At 65.5% G+C, this 19252-nt stretch carries 17 protein-coding genes and 2 pseudogenes; 11 read left to right on the top strand and 8 right to left on the bottom strand.

Translation table 11 applies throughout. The annotated features are described in order from the left end of the window. Nucleotides 1-2: 2 nt before the first annotated feature. The 3 genes from AKN84_RS25815 to AKN84_RS49310 are packed head-to-tail and all read right to left on the bottom strand — an operon-like array spanning nt 3 to nt 3114. Nucleotides 3-1823, bottom strand: a complete 1821-nt coding sequence (locus AKN84_RS25815) for a flavin-containing monooxygenase (RefSeq protein ID WP_128971157.1) — start codon at nt 1821-1823, stop codon at nt 3-5. Nucleotides 1824-1870: 47 nt separating this feature from the next. Further along, nucleotides 1871-2800, bottom strand: a complete 930-nt coding sequence (locus tag AKN84_RS25810; RefSeq protein ID WP_244485489.1) for an acyl-CoA dehydrogenase family protein — start codon at nt 2798-2800, stop codon at nt 1871-1873. Next, entirely contained in the window at nt 2797-3114 is a 318-nt protein-coding gene (locus tag AKN84_RS49310; protein WP_244485488.1) for an acyl-CoA dehydrogenase family protein, read from the bottom strand. Before AKN84_RS49310 ends, AKN84_RS25810 begins: the two co-directional genes overlap by 4 nt. Before the next feature lie 103 nt (nt 3115-3217). Between AKN84_RS49310 and AKN84_RS25805 the strand changes: the two genes are divergently transcribed. From AKN84_RS25805 to soxA, 10 genes and pseudogenes are all read left to right on the top strand, one after another. Next, nucleotides 3218-4006 (top strand): IclR family transcriptional regulator, encoded by a 789-nt coding sequence (locus AKN84_RS25805; protein ID WP_050423396.1) that lies wholly within the window; start codon nt 3218-3220, stop codon nt 4004-4006. A gap of 45 nt (nt 4007-4051) precedes the next feature. Further along, nucleotides 4052-4969 (top strand): Bug family tripartite tricarboxylate transporter substrate binding protein, encoded by a 918-nt coding sequence (locus AKN84_RS25800; RefSeq protein ID WP_050423395.1) that lies wholly within the window; start codon nt 4052-4054, stop codon nt 4967-4969. A 337-nt stretch (nt 4970-5306) separates the two neighbouring features. Further along, nucleotides 5307-6707, top strand: coding sequence for an MFS transporter (locus tag AKN84_RS25795; protein WP_050423394.1), 1401 nt, complete (start codon nt 5307-5309; stop codon nt 6705-6707). A gap of 154 nt (nt 6708-6861) precedes the next feature. After that, complete coding sequence (locus AKN84_RS25790) at nt 6862-7311, top strand: (2Fe-2S)-binding protein (RefSeq protein WP_050423393.1); 450 nt, start codon at nt 6862-6864, stop codon at nt 7309-7311. Nucleotides 7312-7321: 10 nt separating this feature from the next. After that, nucleotides 7322-9519, top strand: a pseudogene (locus AKN84_RS25785) (xanthine dehydrogenase family protein molybdopterin-binding subunit). Nucleotides 9520-9574: 55 nt separating this feature from the next. Beyond that, nucleotides 9575-10848, top strand: a pseudogene (locus AKN84_RS25780) (FCSD flavin-binding domain-containing protein). A 13-nt stretch (nt 10849-10861) separates the two neighbouring features. Further along, a complete protein-coding gene (soxX, locus tag AKN84_RS25775) occupies nt 10862-11290 on the top strand; it encodes a sulfur oxidation c-type cytochrome SoxX (protein WP_050423392.1) in 429 nt (142 codons plus the stop codon). 9 nt (nt 11291-11299) lie between these two features. Continuing rightward, nucleotides 11300-11761, top strand: coding sequence for a SoxY-related AACIE arm protein (locus tag AKN84_RS25770; RefSeq protein ID WP_050423391.1), 462 nt, complete (start codon nt 11300-11302; stop codon nt 11759-11761). Further along, nucleotides 11761-12081 carry a thiosulfate oxidation carrier complex protein SoxZ gene (gene soxZ / locus AKN84_RS25765; RefSeq protein WP_050423390.1) on the top strand — a complete coding sequence of 107 codons (321 nt, stop codon included), beginning with the start codon at nt 11761-11763 and terminating at the stop codon, nt 12079-12081. Before AKN84_RS25770 ends, soxZ begins: the two co-directional genes overlap by 1 nt. Continuing rightward, nucleotides 12078-12851, top strand: a complete 774-nt coding sequence (soxA, locus tag AKN84_RS25760) for a sulfur oxidation c-type cytochrome SoxA (protein WP_050423389.1) — start codon at nt 12078-12080, stop codon at nt 12849-12851. Before soxZ ends, soxA begins: the two co-directional genes overlap by 4 nt. A gap of 111 nt (nt 12852-12962) precedes the next feature. Here soxA and AKN84_RS25755 read toward each other — a convergent pair whose 3' ends face one another. Continuing rightward, a complete protein-coding gene (locus AKN84_RS25755; RefSeq protein ID WP_050423388.1) occupies nt 12963-13736 on the bottom strand; it encodes a ferredoxin--NADP reductase in 774 nt (257 codons plus the stop codon). Between the two features lie 171 nt (nt 13737-13907). On the opposite strand from AKN84_RS25755, the gene AKN84_RS25750 reads away from it, so the two are divergent. Next, nucleotides 13908-15104, top strand: a complete 1197-nt coding sequence (locus AKN84_RS25750; protein ID WP_050423387.1) for an amidohydrolase family protein — start codon at nt 13908-13910, stop codon at nt 15102-15104. A 155-nt stretch (nt 15105-15259) separates the two neighbouring features. On the opposite strand, the gene AKN84_RS25745 is transcribed toward AKN84_RS25750, so the two are convergent. Genes AKN84_RS25745 through AKN84_RS25730 form a run of 4 tightly spaced genes read right to left on the bottom strand, consistent with a single transcriptional unit; the run spans nt 15260 to nt 19112 of the window. Beyond that, nucleotides 15260-15715, bottom strand: coding sequence for a MarR family winged helix-turn-helix transcriptional regulator (locus AKN84_RS25745; RefSeq protein ID WP_050423437.1), 456 nt, complete (start codon nt 15713-15715; stop codon nt 15260-15262). A 15-nt stretch (nt 15716-15730) separates the two neighbouring features. Then, nucleotides 15731-16435, bottom strand: coding sequence for an ABC transporter ATP-binding protein (locus tag AKN84_RS25740; protein WP_050423386.1), 705 nt, complete (start codon nt 16433-16435; stop codon nt 15731-15733). Continuing rightward, entirely contained in the window at nt 16432-17223 is a 792-nt protein-coding gene (locus tag AKN84_RS25735) for an ABC transporter ATP-binding protein (protein ID WP_050423385.1), read from the bottom strand. Before AKN84_RS25735 ends, AKN84_RS25740 begins: the two co-directional genes overlap by 4 nt. After that, entirely contained in the window at nt 17220-19112 is a 1893-nt protein-coding gene (locus tag AKN84_RS25730) for an ABC transporter permease (RefSeq protein ID WP_050423384.1), read from the bottom strand. Before AKN84_RS25730 ends, AKN84_RS25735 begins: the two co-directional genes overlap by 4 nt. Nucleotides 19113-19252 lie beyond the last annotated feature (140 nt).

The raw sequence follows: 19252 nt of genomic DNA, 5'->3' as shown, positions 1-19252 counted from the left end.
GCTCAGCGGAATTGCACGCCTTCGAACTGGCCGCTGCGGCGCCACTCGTCGATATATTTGAAGTAGGCGAGCGCGCCCGCCGGATAGCCGACATTGAGCTTGGCCGCGGGCCCGGGCTCACGTCCCTCATTGTTGTAATAGCCGGGTGTGCAATCGGGGCCGCCGATCATCCGGCCGACCGCGGTCAGCAGCAGCTCGACCCAGCGGTTCTCGGCTTCCTTGCTGACTTCGATTTCCTTGAAGCCATTGGCCTGCGCGTGTCTGACCATCAGGGCGATGGTGCGCGCCGCTTCGGTCAGATTATGCGGCACATTGGAGATCAGATTGGCGCCCTGCGTCGGCTGCACGAAGAACAGATTTGGAAAGTCATGCACATGAATGCCGTGCTTGGTGCGCATGCCCTCGGCCCAATAGTCCGACAGTTTGAGGCCGTCTTGGCCCGTCGCGTCGAAGCCCGCCCGCCGCTTATACTCGGTGCCGACCTCGAAGCCGGACGCGTAGATGATGCAGTCGAGCTTGTATTCCTTGCCCGCGACGACGATCCCGTTCTCGGTGATCTCTTCGACGCCCTTGCCGTCGGTATCGACCAGATGGGTGCCGGGCGTGTTGAACGCCTGCAGATAGGCGTCGTGGAAACATGGTCGCTTGCAGAGCTGGCCATACCAGGCCTTGAGGTTCTTCGCCGTGCCGGAATCGCGCACGATGGTGTCGACACGGTTGCGGATCTCCTCCATCTTCTCGAAGTCGGAATCCTCGAACGCCGCCCGCATGTTTTCCACGCTCCGCTGCTCGCGCGGCAGCAGCATGATCTTGGCGCGGATCCGCTTCGACAGGTCGGTCCAGCCGTCCTGCACCAGGTCCTCTTCGGCCGATCCACCGGCCTGGTTGGCGGTGAAGTTCTCCAGCCAGCGCTGTTGCCAGCCCGGCGTCGCGATATCGGCAAACCAGTCGGGATCGATCGGCCCGTTGCCGCGCACGTCGACCGACGACGGCGTGCGCTGGAACACGTAGAGCTCCTTGCAGGCGCGCGCCAGGTGCGGGATGCACTGCACCGACGTCGCCCCGGTGCCGATGATGCCGACGCGCTTGTCGGCAAGCTTGTCCATCGGCGCGCCCCGGGGATCGCCGCCGGTGTAGTCGTAATCCCAGCGGCTGGTGTGGAACGAGTGGCCCTTGAAGCGCTCGATGCCGGGAATGCCCGGCAGTTTCGGCACGTGCAGCGGGCCGGTGCCGATTCCGACATATTGCGCGGTGAAGGCATCGCCCCGCGTGGTGCGGATGATCCAGCGCGACTGCGCCGCGTCCCAATCGAGGCTCGTCACCTCGGTGTGAAACAGCGCATTGTCGTAGAGACCGAATTGCCGGCCGATCCGCTGGCAGTGCGCCAGGATCTCCGGCGCATGCGCGTATTTCTCCGACGGCATGTGGCCGGTCTCTTCGAGCAGCGGCATGTAGACCATCGACGCCGTATCGCACTGCGCGCCGGGATACCGGTTCCAGTACCAGGTGCCGCCGAAATCGCCGCCCTTCTCGACAATGCGGACATCCTTGACGCCGGCCTCGGTCAGCCGCGCCGCGGTGGCGAGCCCGGCAAAGCCGCCGCCGATGAAGGCGAAGGTGACGTGGTCGGTCTTCGGCGCGCGCGCCACGACCGGCGTGTAGGGATCCTCGAGATAATGCGCGAGCTGGCCCTTGATCTGGAGATACTGGTCATTGCCGTCGGGGCGCAGCCGCTTGTTGCGCTCCTCGCGGTATTTCGAGCGCAGCCGCTCCTTGTCGATCGCGGCGGGCTTTGCGTCTCGGGCTTGCTCGGTCATCGTCATCGGAAGGCGCCTCGTTCAGGATAATTCGGTGGATACTGTAGCGCCGCTCAGGCGGGATGTGCAGCAAGATAGGGCGAGTTGGCGATCGACCAGTCCGGCATCGGCTCCATCCGGAAGATCTGCCGCAGATGCACCTCGTCGGGCCCGTCGCCGATCCGGAGCAGCCGTCCCCAGGCCAGCGCCTGATGGATCGGCGTGTCGTCGGAGCCGCCCATCGCGCCGAACACCTGCATGGCGCGGTCGGCGATCTTCTGCAGCATCGCCGGCACCGCGACCTTGATCAGCGAGACGTCGCGCCAGGCGCCATGATGACCGGCCTGATCCAGCCGCCAGGCGCAGCGATAGGCGAGCAGCCGCGCCTGCTCCAGCTCGACGCGGGCTTCGGCGATCCAGCGCTGCACGGTGTCGTACTGGATCACGGTGCGGCCGAATGCGCTGCGCTCGGCGGCGCGCGCCATCATCAATTCGATCAGCAGCTCGCAGAGCCCGATCGAGCGCATGCAGTGGTGGATACGCGCCGGCCCGAGCCGGACCTGCGCGACCTTGAAGCCCTCGCCCTCGGCGCCGAGCAGGTTTTCCACGGGCACCTGCACATTCTCGAACACCAGCTCGCCGATCGGCGCGACATGATCTTCGCAGCCCATCCAGCGCAGCCGCCGCACCAGCCGCACGCCGGGCGCATCCATCGGCACGATGATGCAGGAATGCCGGCTGGTGCGCTCGGCGCCGGCATCCGTCACCCCCATCACGATCAGGAAGCTGCAACGGGGATGCGCGGCACCGGTGATGAACCACTTGCGGCCGTTGATGACGTAGTGGTCGCCGTCGCGCACCATCCTTGTCGCAATGTTGGTGGCATCCGACGACGCCACATCGGGCTCGGTCATGCCGAAGGCGGAGCGCGTCTCGGCGTTGAGCAGCGGCGCCAGCCAGCGCGTCTTCTGTTCCGGCGTCGCGCAATTCTGCAACGCGATCATGTTCGGCACATCGGGCGCTGGCAGTTGAACACCTCCGGCGCCCAGAACAGCCGCCCCATGATCTCCGCCAGCGGCGCGTAGTCGAGATTGGAAAGCCGCGTACCCGGCTCATCGTCGGCAAGTTCAGGCAGGCCGAGATTCCACAGGCCCGCTGCGCGCGCTTTCTGCTGCAGCCCGGCCATGAAGGGCGGCGCGTCGCTCTGCGCGCGGACGTGGTCGAGCCAGGCGCGATGGCGCGGCAGCACCTCCTTCTCGAAGAAGGCCGACAGATCCCGCCGCCAACGCTCCGACCGCTCGGACAGATCGAAATCCATACCGCCTCCCGCCTTTTGGGCGAGAGATAAGCCCATATCGAAACGATTTGCAAATTCATTTCGATATGTTGACATCTATGTCTCTTTATGACCATTATTTCGTATGGCGGCATTGTCCTCGCTCGAACCCCAAACCGATCCGTCCTTTGCGACCACCCTGGCGCACGGGCTCGATGTGCTGGCCGCGTTCCGCAACCATGCCGGTCCGCTGTCGAATGCGGAGCTTGCCGAGCACACCGGCCTGTCGCGGCCGACCGTCTCGCGCCTGACCTACACGCTGGAGCAGCTCGGCTATCTCAAGCGCGACGCCAAGGGCCGTTTCGTGCTCGGGCTGGGCGTGCTCGCCGCCGCCTATCCAGTGCTGTCGTCGCTCAAGGTCCGCCAGCTCGCGCGGCCGCTGATGCGCGACTTCGCCGCCTACACCGGCGGCACGGTATCGATCGCGATGCCGTTCGGGCTCGACTTCATCTATGTCGAGACGCTTCGCACCACGGACGCATTGCCGCACGTGCCTGACGTCGGCTTCGTCTCCTCGCTGGCACCGACCGCGGTCGGGCGCGCTTTGCTGTCGCTGTTCACGCAGGACGAACGCGACGCCTATGTCGCGCGCGTCAAGGCCGAGCGTCCCGAGGAGCTCGACTATGTCGAGCGGCGCACGCTGCCGGACGTCGAGCTCTGCAACGAGCGCGGCTTTGCGATCTCGCTCGGCGAATGGCGGCGCGAGATCTTCGGCGTCGCCGCGCCGCTCTATCGCACACCCGCCGGCGAATGCCTGTCGGTCAATTGCGGCATCCCCTCGTTCCGCTTCAGCGCCGAGCAGATCGAGCGCGAGTGCGGGCCGCGTATCCTCGGGCTCGCCCGCAGCATCCGCTCGCTGGTGACGAATTACTAGAACACGCATCGCAACGAACGATGCGGCAGATCTGGGGAGGGAGACATGCGTGGCATCACGACCGCGATCGCCTTGCTCGTGGGTACGATCACGGCGCTGAGCTGCAGCATCGGCGTGCGGGCGCAGGACAATTATCCGAGCCGGCCGATCCACATCATCGTGCCCTACCCCGCCGGCGGCATCGTCGATATCGTTGCGCGCGCGGTGACCGAGCAGGTCGGCCGTGACTGGAAGCAGACCGTGGTGGTGGAGGCGCGCCCCGGCGCCAACAGCAATATCGGCACCGCTGCGGTCGCGCGCAGCGAGCCGGACGGCTACACCTGGCTCGTCACCGGCCCCGCGCTGCTGGTCAACCCCGACCTCTACAAGGATGCCGGCTGGAACGCGGCCAAGGACTTCACGTGCGTCGGCCTTGCGGTCTGGAATCAAAGCGTGGCGCTCGTGCATCCGTCGATGCCGGTGAAGAGCATCGGCGAATTCGTCGAGCTCGCCCGCAAGCAGCCCGGACAATTCAACTTCGGCAATCCCGGCACCGGATCGTCGATCGACCTCAGCGCGCAGAAGCTGTTTCAGGTCGCCGGCATCAAGCTGACCAATGTCGGCTACAAGGGCCAGCCGCAGGCCTTGATCGACCTGATGACCAACCTGATGCATTTCGAGATCGTCTCGCTCGAGCTCGCGCTGCCGCACATCAAGGTCGGCAGCGTCAAGCCGCTCGCGGTGTTCACCGACAAGCGCGTCCCCGATCTGCCGGACGTCCCGACGATTGCGGAAGCCGGCTTCACGGAAGCCGCCTACGTGCCCTGGTACGGGATCTACCTGCCGGCCGCGACGCCGCGCCGCTGCTTGCGAAAATCAATGCGGCGATCAACAAGGCGTTGCAGAACCCCGACGTGCAGCGCCAACTCTCGATCGCCAACATTCCGGGCAAGCCGATGTCACTCGATGAGCTCGCCGCGCTGATGAAGGCCGATCAGCAGAAGCTGACCACCGTCGTCAAGACGTCGGGAATGGCGTTGCAGTAGATTCTGATTCAACTGTCAAACGCCTTTCAGCTGTCAAACAGCTTGTTCCGTGTCATCGTCCGGCTCGACCGGGCGATCCAGCATTCCAGAGACGTTTGCGCTTGAACCGAGAGGCCGCAGCGTACTGGATCGCCCGGTCGAGCCGGACGATGACGGGTGAGTTTGAGGATAGACATGATTCCGACAAGGCCGCTTCGCATACGCATCATGCAATGGCGCGGCTGGGGAACGGGATGCCGGCGTAGTACACGGCGATCCCGGAGACATTTTCAGGCATGCTCGAGAAGACCCCGATCACCGGCGCGGCAGCCGCGCCGATCACCGATGGACTGCCTTGGGAAAGGCGGCGCTGGGCGGTGGCCGCGATCTTCACGGCGCTGGCGATGGCCTCGCTCGACACCGCGATCGCCAACATCGCGCTGCCCGCGATCGCCAGTGATCTGCATGTCAGCCCTGCGGAGGTGGTCTGGGTCGTCAACGTCTATCAGATCGCCCTGGTCGCGACGCTGCTGCCGCTCGGCGCGCTCGGCGAAATCGTCGGCCATCAGCGGATCTATCTCGGCGGCCTCCTGCTGTTCACATTGGCGTCACTCGGCTGTGCGTTGGCGTGGTCGCTGCCGAGCCTCCTTGTCGCGCGGACCCTGCAGGGCCTCGGCGCCAGCGGCCTGATGAGCGTCAACACCGCGCTGGTGCGCTTCGTCTATCCGAGCCGGATGCACGGTCGCGGCTTCGGCCACAACGCGCTTGTGGTTGCGACCGCGTTTACATTGGGACCAACCATTGCCTCCGGCATCCTCGCGCTCGGGACCTGGCCCTGGCTGTTCGCCGTCAACCTTCCCTTCGGCATCGTCGCATTGCTGATCGGCCTGAAGACGCTGCCGACGACGCCGCGCGCCAAACACGCCTTCGACTTCCTCGGCGCAGCGCTGGCCTGCGCCTGCCTCGGCCTGTTCATCATCGGCATCGGCAGCGCCGCGCACAAGGCAGCGCCGGCGCTGGTCATTGCAGAGCTGGTCGGCGCGATCGTGTTTGGCTGGATCCTGACCCGGCGGCATGCCGATCATCCGGCGCCGATGCTGCCGATCGACCTGTTCCGCCGGCCGATCTTCGCGCTGTCGGCCGCGACCGCGGTCTGCTCATTCGCTGTGCAGGGCCTCGCCTTCGTCTCCCTGCCGTTCTACTTCGAAGACATACTGCACCGCTCGCAGGTCGAGACCGGCTTCTTCATGACGCCCTGGCCGCTGGTGGTTGCCTTCATGGCGCCGATCGGCGGCCGGCTGTCCGACCGCTATCCGGCCGGCATCCTCGGCGGCATCGGCATGCTGCTGCTCGGGCTTGGCATGGTGCTGCTCGCGACCCTGCCGCCGGAGCCCAGCGTCGCCAACATCGTCTGGCGCACCATGATCTGCGGCATCGGTTTCGGCTTCTTCCAGACCCCCAACATGAAGGCGATCATGTCGAGCGCGCCGTCGCATCGCAGCGGCAGCGCCAGCGGCATCGTTGCGACCGCGCGGCTGATCGGGCAGACCACCGGCGCCGCACTCGCCGCGCTCTGCTTTGCACTCGCCGATCGCGAGGGCGCCACCGTCGCGCTGGCATTGGGTGCTGGATTTGCCGCGCTCGGCAGCGTCATGAGCTTCCTGCGTTTGGCTGTCGCATCACCGCAAAAGACATAACAGGCATGTAACGCGCGCAGGGGCGCGACCATACACCGCGGCATCAACTTTCTTCCGCGCTGCAAGCGCATATTCTTGATTTGAACCGTTCCAGTTTCGAGGCCAACATCGCGCTGAAGTCCGATCGGAGGATCGGACCATTCAGGGGAAAGCGATGGCAAACCTCAAAGTTAACGGCAAGACAACCACGGTAGACGTCGAGGACGACACGCCACTGCTGTGGGCGATCAGAGAGAATGTCGGACTGACGGGGACCAAATACGGTTGCGGCATTGCACAATGCGGCGCCTGCACCGTGCATGTCGACGGGGTCGCGATGCGCTCCTGCGGTGTCACGGTCGGCGAGGTGGCCGGCAAGGACATCACCACGATCGAGGGTCTCGCAGCGGGCGGCGTGATGCACAAGGTGCAGCTCGCCTGGATCGCAAGCGACGTGCCGCAATGCGGCTATTGCCAGAGCGGCATGATCATGGCCGTCGCGGCGCTGCTGAAGGAGAACCCGAAGCCATCAGACGACGACATCAACGACGCCATCACCAATATCTGCCGCTGCGGCACCTTCCAGCAGGTGCGCGAGGCGATCCATGCTGCCGCGAACGCGTGAGGAGGCAGCGATGAATCTGCAAGTCAACCAGCACGTCATGCCGAAACTCAACCGCCGCGCCTTCGTGATCGGCACGGCCACCGCCGGCGCCGGCTCGCGCTCGGCCTCGATCTGCCGTTCGGCGGTCCCGCCGTGGTGCGCGCAGCCGACGGCGCGCCTGAGGTCAACGCCTGGGTCGTGATCCGGCCCGACGATACCGTGGTGATCCGCATCGCCCGCTCCGAGATGGGCCAGGGCACGCTGACCGGCCTCGCCCAGCTCGTCGCCGAGGAGTTGGAATGCGACTGGTCGAAGGTCACCACAGAATATCCGACGCCAGGCCAGAGCGTCGCCCGCAAGCGCGCCTGGGGCGATTTCTCGACCGGCGGCAGCCGCGGCATCCGCACCTCGCAGGACTATGTCCGCAAGGGCGGCGCCACCGCGCGCGAGATGCTGATCCAGGCCGCCGCCAATGAGTGGAAGGTGCCGGCCACCGAGTGCAAGGTCTCCAACGGCGTCATTACCCACACGGCGTCGGGCAAGACCACGACCTACGGCAAGGTCGCCGAGGCCGCCGCCAAGCTCGAGCCGCCGGCCGACGTCAAGCTGAAGGACCCGAAGGACTGGACCATCGCCGGCAAGGGCCTGAAGCGGCTCGACACCGTGGACAAGACCACCGGCAAGATGATCTACGGCATCGACGTCAAGCTGCCGGGCATGCTGAACGCCGCGATCAAGGATTGCCCGGTGTTCGGCGGCAAGGTGAAGAGCTTTGACGAGGCCAAGATATCAGGCATGAAGGGCGTCAAGAAGGTGATGCCGGTCGGCGACAGTGCCGTTGCCGTCGTCGCCGACACCTGGTGGCACGCCAAGACCGCGCTGGATGCGCTGCCGATAGTCTGGGACGAAGGCGACAACGCAAAGGTCTCCAGCGAGACGATCGCGAAATGGCTTGCCGAGGGTCTCGACAACGCGCAGCCGGCCTATGTCGGCAACCAGAACGGCGACGCCAAGGCCGCGATCGCGAGCGCGGCCAAGAAGGTGGAAGCTGTCTACAGCTACCCCTACCAGAACCACGCCACGATGGAGCCGATGAACGCCACCGTGCTCTATACGCCAGATAAATGCGAGGTGTGGTGTGGCACGCAGAACGGCGAAGCGGCGTTCGCGGCAGCGCTGGAGGCCTCCGGCCTGCCGGCCGAGAAGGTCGACGTGCACAAGCTGATGCTCGGCGGCGGCTTCGGCCGGCGCGGCATGACCGACTATGTCCGGCAGGCGGTAGCGATCGCCAAGCAGATGCCGGGCACGCCGGTCAAGCTGCTATGGTCGCGCGAAGAGGACATGCAGCACGGCAAGTATCACCCGGTCACGCAGTGCAAGCTGACCGGCGCATTCGATGCCGACAACAATCTGGTCGCGCTGCATTACCGGCTGTCGGGCCAATCCATCCTGTTCTCGGTGCGCCCGGAAGCGCTGCAGAACGGCATGGACCCCGCCGCGTTCCAGGGCGTCGCGCAATCCGGCGAGGCCGCGATCGGCTACTCGGTGCCGAATCTGCTGGTCGAGCATTCGATGCGCAACCCGCACGTCCCGCCGGGCTTCTGGCGCGGCGTCAACGTCAATCACAACGCGATCTACATGGAGTGCTTCATGGACGAGCTCGCCTTGGCCGCCGGCCAGGACCCGCTCGAATTCCGCCGCAAACTGATGGGCAAGCACCCCAAGCATCTCGCCGTGCTCAACGCCGTGGCCGAGAAGATCGGCTGGGGCACACCGGCGCCGCAGGGCGTCTATCGGGGCATCGCGCAGGTGATGGGCTATGGCAGCTATGTTGCCGGCGCCGCCGAGATCTCGGTGACCGACGGCAGCAAGATCAAGGTGCATCGCATCGTCGCCTCCACCGATCCCGGCTATGTCGTCAATCCGGCGCAGGTGGAGCGGCAGATCGCGGGCTCCTTCGTCTACGGCCTCAGCGCGCTGTTCTATGGCGGCTGTACCGTGAAGGACGGCCGCATCGAGCAGACCAATTTCGACACCTACAACTCGATGCGCATCAACGAAATGCCGAAGGTCGAAGCGGTGATGGTGCCGAGCGGCGGATTCTGGGGCGGCGTCGGCGAGCCGACCATCGGCGTTGCGGCGCCGGCGGTGCTGAACGCCTATTTCGCGGCGACGGGAAAGCGCATCCGCTCGTTCCCGCTGCGCAACCAGAACATCTCCTTCGCCTGATCAACCGGAAGCGGCGGCCCGAGCGGCCGCCGCTTCCTTATTCGGATTCTCGTGCATGGCCGTCACGCGTCATCAGACGCGCAGGGATGTGGTCCGTGGCGCCGCTGCCGTCGCAGCGGCGGCAGCACTGGCGCGTCCGGCGCTGGCGCAAGCTGTACCGCGCATCACTGTGATCGGCGGCGGCTTCGGCGGCACGGCCTGCGCGTGGGCGCTGCGGCGGCTCGATGCAAAACTCCAGGTCACGCTGATCGAGCCGAACAGGACTTTTACCGCCTGCCCATTCAGCAACGAGGTGATCGCAGGCTTGCGTGAGCTCCCGGCACAGCAATTCACCTATGACAGGGTCGCAGCCGATGGCATCACGGTCGCCGCGCAGGCGGCCAGCAAGGTCGACGCGCAGGCGCGCACGATCGCGCTCGCTGACGGCACTGTTCTCTCCTACGACCGGCTTGTGCTGGCCCCCGGCATCGACATGCACTTCGATGCCCTGCCCGGCTATGACGAGGCGGCGACCGAGAAGATGCCGCACGCCTGGAAGGCCGGCGAGCAGACCATGCTGCTGCGCCGGCAGCTCGAGGCGATGGACGATGGCGGCCTCGTCGTCATCGCGGTGCCGGCCGCGCCGATGCGCTGTCCGCCCGCACCTTACGAGCGCGCCAGCCTGATCGCGCATTACCTGAAAGCCAGGAAGCCGAAGTCGAAAATCCTGGTGCTCGACGCCAAGGACAATTACTCGCAGCAAAAACTGTTCGAGAAGGCCTGGTCGGAGCTCTATCCCGGCATGATCGAGCGCATCGCGCTGTCGCAGGGCGGCCGCGTCACGTCGGTCGATCCGGCGACCAACGAGATCGTCACCGATTTCGGCAACTACACCGCCGCAGTTGCCAACGTGATACCGCCGCAGCGCGCCGGCCGCATCGCCGAGATCGCCGGCGCCGCCGACCACACCGGCTGGTGCCCGATCGATCCGGTGACCTTTGCCTCGAAGCTCATGCCAAATGTCCACGTCATCGGCGATGCCGCGATCGCCGGCGGCATCCCGAAATCCGCCTCGGCCGCGGCGGCGCAAGGCCGGGCCTGCGCGGCGGCGATCGTCAACGCACTTGCGGGCAAGGCACAGGACGCGCCGCGGCTCGACGGCGCCTGCTACAACACGGTCGCTCCTGCTACGCCTTCTCGCTGAAAGGCATCTATCAGCCCAAGGAAGATCAATATGCCGAGGCCGAGGTGACCACGAGCCCGGTCGACGCCCCGCGCGAGGTGCGCCAGCGCGAGGCCGATCAGGCGATCGAGTGGTTCAAGACCATCACGGCAGATACCTTTGGCTAGACTCTCCCTCACGATGCTGCTTGCCGCGGGACTGTTCGCAGCCTGCGCACCCGGGGGCGCCGAGGAACTGCGGCCGTACACCATCGTGGGCGATGCGATACCGCAATCGCTGACGGGAACCAGGGGCGACGCCACTCGCGGCCGTGCGCTCGTGGTCGAGCGTTCCAGCACTTGCATCCTCTGCCACAGCGGCCCATTTCCCGAACAGGCGTTCCAGGGCGACCTCGCGCCGAACCTCGCCGGCAGCGGCGGCCGCTGGTCGGAAGGGCAACTGCGGCTCCGCCTGGTCGGTGCGGCGCATCTCAATGCGACGACGATCATGCCGTCCTATTACCGCGTCGACGGCTTCACGCGCGTCGGCAATTCATGGCGCGGCAAGCCGATCCTGTCGGCAGAGCAGATCGAGGATATCGTGGCTTATCTGGTGACACTGCGCAACTAGGACCAAGCGATGGCGAATTCTGAGCACACGCGGCGAACGTTTTTCGGCATCACCGGCGGTGCCGCGGCAATGGTGATCGTGCGCCCCGCCAACGCGACGCCAGCGATGCTGCAGGCCGCGATCCGCAACGTCGTGGGCGAAGCCAATGTGCGCAGTGGCAAGGTCAAGCTCGACATCCCGCCGCTGGTCGAGAACGGCAACACCGTGCCGATGACGGTCAGCGTGACCAGCCCGATGACGGCGGACGAGTATGTGAAGAGCATCCACGTCTTCAACGAGAAGAACCCGCAACCGAATATCGGCAATTTCTATCTCGGGCCGCGCGCCGGCCGCGCCCAGGTCTCGACCCGCATCCGCCTTGCCGACAGCCAGAAGGTCACGGCTATTGCGCGGCTGTCCGACGACACCTTCTGGTCGGTGACCGCAGACGTCGTGGTGACGCTCGCCGCCTGCACCGAGGAGGCGATCTGATGCCGTCGGCCCTGATCAACGTGCCGAAGAAGGCCAAGCGCGGCGACGTGATCGAAATCAAGACGCTGATGTCGCACATCATGGAGACCGGCTATCGCCACACCGCATCCGGCAGCGTGGTGCCGCGCGACATCATCACCAGCTTCACCTGCCGCTTCAACGGCACCGAAGTGTTCCGCGCCGATCTGTTTCCGGCGATCGCCGCCAATCCGTTCATCACTTTCTTCACCACAGTGACCGAGAGCGGCAAGTTCGAGTTCGAATGGATCGGCGACAAGGGATTTTCGGAGACCGCACAGGCTTCGATCACGGTCGAATGAGGATTGCGGCCTGCATCGCGCTGCTGACGGCAATGGCGGGCGCAGCGCTCGCCGCCGAGATTCCGCAAGCAGAGCGCCGCTCCGGCTACGGCTTCATGAGCGCCGACACCAAGGCGATGCAGGACGAGGACACCGACAATCCCGGGATGCTCTCGGTGCTCGACGGCGAGACGCTGTGGAAGCGCAAGGCCGGCACCGCGGACAAGGCCTGCGCCGACTGCCATCATGACGCACGCCTCAGCATGAAAGGCGTCGCGGCGCATTATCCGGCCTTCGAGAAGGCGCTGGGAAGACCGGTCGACCTCGAAGGGCGGATCAACCTCTGCCGCACCAACCACCAGCAGGCCTCGCCGTTTGCCTATGAAAGCCGCGAGCTGCTGGCGCTATCAGCCTACGTCGCGCAGCAATCGCGCGGCGTGCCGATCGCGCCCGGCGACGATCCGGAGCTCGCGCCGTTCGTCGAGAAGGGCCACGCGCTGTTCGTGCAGCGGCAGGGCCAGCTCAATCTGGCCTGTGCCAACTGCCACGACGACAATTGGGACAAGAAGCTCGCCGGCAGCGCGATCACGCAGGGACAACCGACCGGCTATCCGCTATACCGGCTGGAATGGCAGGCGCTCGGGTCGTTGCAGCGGCGGCTGCGCGCCTGCATCACCGGAATCCGCGCGCAGGCCTATGATTACGGCTCGCTAGAGCTGGTGGAGCTCGAGCTCTACCTGATGTCGCGGGCACGCGGCATGCCGGTGGAGACGCCGGCGGTCAGGCCTTGATCATGCACCGCTCTGCCCACGTCATTGCGAGGAGCGGAGCGACGAAGCAATCCATCCCTCCGCGCGCTCGGTGATAATGGATTGCTTCGCTTGCAATGACGGTGCGAAAATTCAGCGCTCGGCGAACGCCTTCTCCACCACGAACTGTGCCGGCTCGCCGTGATTGCCTTCGACGAAGCCGCGGCCGTTCAGCAGCGTGCGGGTGTCGGCGACCAGCGCCGGCGAACCGCAGATCATGACGCGGTCATGCGCGGCATCGAGCGCCGGCAGGCCGATATCGGCGAACAGCTTGCCCGAGGTGATGAGGTCGGTGATGCGGCCGCGGTTGCGGAACGGATCGCGCGTCACGGTCGGGTAGTAGACCAGCTGGTCGCGCACGAGCTCGCCGATCAGTTCGTCCTGCGGCAGCTTTTCGGTGATCATCTCGCCATAGGCGAGTTCCTTGACGCGGCGGCAGCCGTGCAGCAGCACGACCTTCTCGAACCGGTCATAGGTCTCGGGATCCTTGATCACGCTCAGGAACGGCGCGAGGCCGGTGCCGGTGCCGATCAGATAGAGGTTGCGGCCGTCCTCGAGGTTATCGATCACCAGCGTGCCGGTGGCCTTGCGGCTGACGATGATCTCGTCGCCCTCTTTCAGATGCTGGAGGCGCGAGGTCAGCGGGCCGTCCGGAACCTTGATCGAGAAGAACTCGAGCGTGTCCTCGTAGTTCGCGCTGGCGACGCTGTAGGCGCGCAGCAGCGGCTTCTCGCCGACCTTGAGCCCGATCATGGTGAACTCGCCGTTGCGGAAGCGGAACGACGGATTGCGGGTGGTCTTGAAGGAGAACAGCGTGTCGGTCCAGTGGTGGACGCTGAGGACGCTTTCCTGGTTGAAATTGCTCATCGCACCAATCCCTGATTTGTGCTGCGGCGGGGAAGGACTTGAACCCTGTTGACCGGCCGGATCGTTTGTATACGATCATTCGTATACAAACGAATAATCCGGCTTGATCGAAAAGTCAAGCCGGGCTCAAATTCCCGGGCAATTCCGGAAGAAAGCAGAAGGAAACCACCCATGGCTCACGACGCGCCCCAGGCCACCGGCCCCAGCAAGCTGGTGATCCGCAATATCGGGCTATTGCTGTCGGGAGCACTCGAGAAGCCGATCCTGGACGCCGATACCATCGTCGCCGAGAACGGCAAGATCACCGCAATCGGCCGCCTCAAGGACGTCGACACCGAAGGCGCCACCACGATCGTCGATGCCATGGGAACGACGGTCGCGCCCGGCCTGATCGACAGCCACGTCCATCCCGTCGCCGGCGACTGGACGCCGCGGCAGAACCAGATGAACTGGATCGACAGCTACCTGCATGGCGGCGTCACCACCATGATCTCCGCCGGCGAGGTGCACATGCCCGGGCGGCCGCGCGACGTGGTCGGCGTGAAAGCGATGGCGATCTTCGCGCAGCGCGCGTTCTGGACGCTGCGGCCGGGCGGCGTAAAGGTGCATGCCGGCGCGCCGGTGATCGAGTGCGAGATGGTGGAGGACGATTTCAAGGAAATGGCCGCCGCTGGCGTCAAGCTGCTCGGCGAGGTCGGGCTCGGTGGCGTCAAGGACGGGCCCACCGCACGCAAGATGGTCGGCTGGGCGCGCAAATACGGCATTCAAAGCACGATCCACACCGGCGGCCCGTCGATCCCCGGCTCCGGGCTGATCGACAAGGACGTGGTGCTGGAGGCCGACACCGACGTGGTCGGCCATATCAATGGCGGCCACACCGCACTGCCCGACGACCAGATCCGCTGCATCTGCGAGGGCTGCAAGCGCGGCCTCGAGCTGGTGCACAACGGCAATGAACGCTCGGCGCTGTTCACGCTGCGCACCGCGCGCGAAATGGGCGATCTGCATCGCGTCATCCTCGGCACCGACGCGCCGGCCGGCTCCGGCGTGCAGCCGCTCGGCATTCTGCGGATGGTCTCGCTGCTATCCTCGCTCGGCGAATTGCCTGCCGAGCTCGCGTTCTGCCTTGCGACCGGCAACACCGCGCGGATGCGCGAGCTCGATTGCGGCCTGATCGAGGTCGGCCGCTCCGCCGATTTCGTGCTGATGGACAAGGCGCAGCATTCGCCGGGCAAGAACATCCTGGAGAGCGTTCAGCTCGGCGATCTCCCGGGCATCGGCATGACCATCATCGACGGCATCGTCCGCACCCAGCGCAGCCGCAACACGCCGCCGGCGGGGAAAGTGCCGGAGATCGTGGCGAGGTAAGGGGCAATTGTACGACCCGTCATCCTGAGGTGCGAGCTCTTGCGAGCCTCGAAGGATGCACGGCCCGGCTACGTCCGCGCGGCAAAAGCCGGGCCGCCGCCCTTCGAGGCTCGCCGAAGAGGCGAGCACCTCAGGGTGACGGTGTTAGATTTGTGTCAACGCAATTTCCCCAGCAGCGCGATCAGCGTTTCGCGCTCCTTGGCGTCGAGTGGCGCGAGCGTCTCCCTTGAAATGACCAGCGCATTCGGCGCGGCCTTGTCGGCCATCTGCTGGCCGGCGCGCGTCAGGCTCACCAGCAGCCGGCGGCCGTCATTGGGATCGGGCGAAGTCTCGGTCAGGCCGCGTGCGGTCAGGCGATCGATCACGCCCTTGATGGTTGCAACGTCCATCGACGTCAGCCGCCCGAGCTGATTCTGCGAACAGGCGCCGACTTCCGACAGCTTCGACAGCGCCGCCCATTGCGTCGGCGTCAAATTGATGCCGATCTCGCGGGCGAAGATCACGGCGTGACGCTGCGACACCTGGCGCAGGATGAAGCCGATCTGCTCGTCGAGCACGTATCCGGGCTTGGCCGCCTTGACGCTTCGCTTCTGTGCAGCAGTCCTCGCCATCATTCCACCTCGCCGTTACAGCGACAGATGCGCATCGCGGATATCCGGACGCGCATCGAGTTCCGCCATGGTGCCGCCGAAGCAGATCCGGCCGCGCTCGATGATGTAGGCGCGGTCCGAGATCAGCCGGGCGAAATGCAGATTCTGCTCCGACACGACGATGCTGACGCCCTCTTTCTTCATCGCCAGGATCGCATCGACCATCTGCTCGACGATTTTTGGCGACAGTCCCTCCGACGGCTCATCGAGCAGCACCAGCGACGGATTGCCCATCAGGGTGCGCGCGATCGTCAGCATCTGCTGCTCGCCGCCGCTCATGCGCCCGCCGGGACGGCCGCGCATCTCGCCGAGATTGGGAAACAGCTTGAACAGCTTTTCGCGATCCCATTGCGGCGCGCCCGCCCGCTTCGGCTGACGGCCGACCTCGAGATTTTCCTCGACCGTGAGGTCCGTGAAGATACGCCGCTCCTCCGGCACATAGCCGAGGCCGCCGCGCACGATCGCATGCGTCGAAAGATCGGAGACGTCCCTGCCCTCGAACATCACGCGACCGGATCGGTTCTCGACCAGGCCGACGATGGAGCGGAACGTGGTCGACTTGCCGGCGCCGTTGCGGCCGAGCAATGCCACCACCTCGCCCTCGCCGACCTCGAGCGCGATGTCGAACAGGATATGCGCCGGACCGTAGAAGCTGTTGAGATCGTTCACCGTGAGCTTCATGCCGATGCTCCCTCGCGATGGCGCGCGTCGTAGAGAAGGCCTTCGCCGAGATAGATCGCCCGCACCTGGGCATTGCCGCGCACCTCTTCGGGCGAGCCTTCGGCAATCAACGTGCCGCGGTTGAGCACCAGGATGCGGTCGGCATGCTCGAACACCACGTCCATGTCGTGCTCGGTGAACAGCACGCCGATCGACTGCTCGCGCGCGATCCGCGCCGTCAGCCGCATCAATTCGACGCGCTCGCGCGGCGCCATGCCCGCGGTCGGCTCGTCCATCAGCAGCAGTTTTGGCTGGTTGGCGAGCGCGATCGCAAGCTCCAGCCGCTTGACGTCGCCATAGGCGAGCTCGCCGCACGGCCGCTCCGCATAGGCACCCATCCCGACCAGGTCGAGCAGCCGCCCGGCCTCGTCGCGCGCGTGACGCGCGGTCGAGGCCCACAGATTGAACAATTGCTGGCCATGCGAGACCAGCGCGACCTGCACATTCTCGCGCACTGTCATGGTCGGGAATGTCGCCGCGATCTGGAAGGTGCGGCCGACGCCCATGCGCCAGATCACGCGCGGCTTCTTGCCGGTGGTCTCCGCACCGAGCACGCGGATGCGGCCGGAGTCCGGGATGTTCTGGCCGTTGAGCATGTCGAAGCAAGTGCTCTTGCCCGCGCCGTTTGGCCCGATCAGCGCCAGGATCTCGCCGGCGCGCAGTTCGAACGAGACACCGCGCACGGCGTGCACGCCGCCGTAGGATTTGGTCAGCCCCTCGACCGACAGCAATGTGGGAACCATGCTCATTCGGCGCTCTCGATGCGGGAGGTCAGCAATGGCGACGACGCCGACGACGAGGATTTGCGCCGGCGATGCATGAAGGCTTCCAACGTGCCGACGATGCCCTTCGGGAATGCGACCACGATCAGCACGACGAAACCGCCAAGCACCAGCTTGGAGAGATCGGTCTGGCTGACCAGCCAGATGTTGAGCGCCTTGTAGACGATGGCACCGACCACCGCGCCCGACACCGTCTCGACGCCGCCGAGCAGCACCATGACCAGCGCATCGACCGACAGCGAGATGCCCATGTTGTCAGGGAATACGCTGCCCTTGAGGTAGGCGAACAGCGCGCCGGCGAGGCCGGCGACCGTGCCTGCGATCACGAACGCAGTCCACTGGATCCGCTTGCCGTTGATGCCGATCGCTTCGCTGCGAAGCGGCGAATCGCGCGCAGCGCGCAGCGCGAAGCCGAACGGCGAAAACACGATGATGCGCAGGATCACGACCGCAAGCGCGGCGATGCCGAGCGAGAGCCAGTAGAAATGCGACGGGCTCGCGGCCCATTTCTCCGGCCAGACGCCGAGAATGCCGTTGTCGCCGCCGGTCACCGACACCCACTGGAACGCGATCGACCAGACGATCTGGGCAAACGCCAGGGTCAGCATTGCGAAATAGACGCCCGAGAGCTGCACCGCGAAGAAGCCGAACACGGCGGCACCAAGCAACCCGAGCAACGGTCCGAGCAACAGGCAGGCGATCATCGGCAAGCCGGCCATCTTGACGAGCAGCGCCACGCCATAGGCGCCGAGGCCGAAGTACGCCGCGTGGCCGAACGAGGCGAGCCCGCCCACCGACATCAGGAAGTGCAGGCTGACCGCGAAGATCACGAAGATCGCGATCTCGGAACCTACGGTGAGCAGGTAATTGCCGGCAACGAACGGCAGCGCGGCGGCGATGATGAGCACAGCGATCGCCGCAAGTCGTTCATTCGTGGTCAGCGGCCGCCACGGATTGACCGTGAGGCCCGGCGTGCGCCGCGCCGGCGCCTCCGGCTTGCCGAACAGCCCCCACGGCCGGACGATCAGCACCACCGCCATCACCAGGAACACCAGGATGATGGAGATCTTCGGGAAGATCAGGATGCCGAACGCGTTGAGCTCAGACACCAGGACCGCCGCGACAAAGGCGCCGATGATGCTGCCGAGGCCACCGATCACGACCACGACGAAGACCTCGACGATGACGCGCAGATCCATCGCGTGGTTGACCGCGTCGCGCGGAATCTGCAGCGCGCCGCCGAGCGCGGCGAGGAAGACGCCGAGCGCGAATACGCTCGTGAACAGCCATTTCTGATTGACGCCGAGCGCCGCAACCATGTCGCGGTCCTGCGTAGCGGCGCGCACCAGCACGCCCCAGCGGGTGCGCTGGAACAACAGCCAGAGCACGCCGAGCACGACCGGCCCGAGCACGATCAGGAACAGGTCGTAGCTTGGAATATTCTGGCCGAAGAAATCGATCGCGCCCTTGAAGCCCGGCGCGCGGCGCCCGACCAGGTCATCAGGCCCCCAGATCAGCACCACGAGGTCCTCGACCATCAGCGTGAGGCCGAAGGTCGCGAGCAACTGGAACAGCTCGGGCGAATGATAGATCCGGCGCAGCAGCACCATTTCGACCAGCACGCCGATCGCGGCGACGACGAGCGCGGCGATGATGATGCCGCCCCAGAAGCCGAACGCGCCGGAAAAACGCTCGGTCAGCGTGAAGGCGACATAGGCGCCGAGCATGTAGAACGCGCCATGCGCAAAATTCACGATCCGCGTCACGCCGAAGATGATCGACAGACCCGAAGCGACCAGGAACAGCGAAGCCGCGCTGGCAAGACCGGTCAGGAACTGGACGACGTAGAAAGCCATGGGCGGTCCGCGTTGGAGATAACGAACGTCACTTTCCTTCACCTCGCCCCGCTTGCGGGGAGAGGTCGAAACTCAAGCGCCAGCTTGAGTTTCGGGTGAGGGGGACTCTCCACGCACTCGCTCGCGGAGATAGCCTCACC

The organism is Bradyrhizobium tropiciagri (genome assembly GCF_001189845.1).
Lineage (GTDB): Bacteria > Pseudomonadota > Alphaproteobacteria > Rhizobiales > Xanthobacteraceae > Bradyrhizobium > Bradyrhizobium tropiciagri.
This window is presented reverse-complemented; position numbering and strand designations above follow the sequence as displayed.

Bases quoted from the DNA above. Each gene is read 5' to 3' on its own strand.
- AKN84_RS25815 (WP_128971157.1), bottom strand. From the start codon at position 1,823: ATGACGATGACCGAGCAAGCCCGAGACGCAAAGCCCGCCGCGATCGAC.
- AKN84_RS25810 (WP_244485489.1), bottom strand. From the start codon at position 2,800: ATGATCGCGTTGCAGAATTGCGCGACGCCGGAACAGAAGACGCGCTGG.
- AKN84_RS49310 (WP_244485488.1), bottom strand. From the start codon at position 3,114: ATGGATTTCGATCTGTCCGAGCGGTCGGAGCGTTGGCGGCGGGATCTG.
- AKN84_RS25805 (WP_050423396.1), top strand. From the start codon at position 3,218: ATGGCGGCATTGTCCTCGCTCGAACCCCAAACCGATCCGTCCTTTGCG.
- AKN84_RS25800 (WP_050423395.1), top strand. From the start codon at position 4,052: ATGCGTGGCATCACGACCGCGATCGCCTTGCTCGTGGGTACGATCACG.
- AKN84_RS25795 (WP_050423394.1), top strand. From the start codon at position 5,307: ATGCTCGAGAAGACCCCGATCACCGGCGCGGCAGCCGCGCCGATCACC.
- AKN84_RS25790 (WP_050423393.1), top strand. From the start codon at position 6,862: ATGGCAAACCTCAAAGTTAACGGCAAGACAACCACGGTAGACGTCGAG.
- soxX (WP_050423392.1), top strand. From the start codon at position 10,862: ATGCTGCTTGCCGCGGGACTGTTCGCAGCCTGCGCACCCGGGGGCGCC.
- AKN84_RS25770 (WP_050423391.1), top strand. From the start codon at position 11,300: ATGGCGAATTCTGAGCACACGCGGCGAACGTTTTTCGGCATCACCGGC.
- soxZ (WP_050423390.1), top strand. From the start codon at position 11,761: ATGCCGTCGGCCCTGATCAACGTGCCGAAGAAGGCCAAGCGCGGCGAC.
- soxA (WP_050423389.1), top strand. From the start codon at position 12,078: ATGAGGATTGCGGCCTGCATCGCGCTGCTGACGGCAATGGCGGGCGCA.
- AKN84_RS25755 (WP_050423388.1), bottom strand. From the start codon at position 13,736: ATGAGCAATTTCAACCAGGAAAGCGTCCTCAGCGTCCACCACTGGACC.
- AKN84_RS25750 (WP_050423387.1), top strand. From the start codon at position 13,908: ATGGCTCACGACGCGCCCCAGGCCACCGGCCCCAGCAAGCTGGTGATC.
- AKN84_RS25745 (WP_050423437.1), bottom strand. From the start codon at position 15,715: ATGGCGAGGACTGCTGCACAGAAGCGAAGCGTCAAGGCGGCCAAGCCC.
- AKN84_RS25740 (WP_050423386.1), bottom strand. From the start codon at position 16,435: ATGAAGCTCACGGTGAACGATCTCAACAGCTTCTACGGTCCGGCGCAT.
- AKN84_RS25735 (WP_050423385.1), bottom strand. From the start codon at position 17,223: ATGAGCATGGTTCCCACATTGCTGTCGGTCGAGGGGCTGACCAAATCC.
- AKN84_RS25730 (WP_050423384.1), bottom strand. From the start codon at position 19,112: ATGGCTTTCTACGTCGTCCAGTTCCTGACCGGTCTTGCCAGCGCGGCT.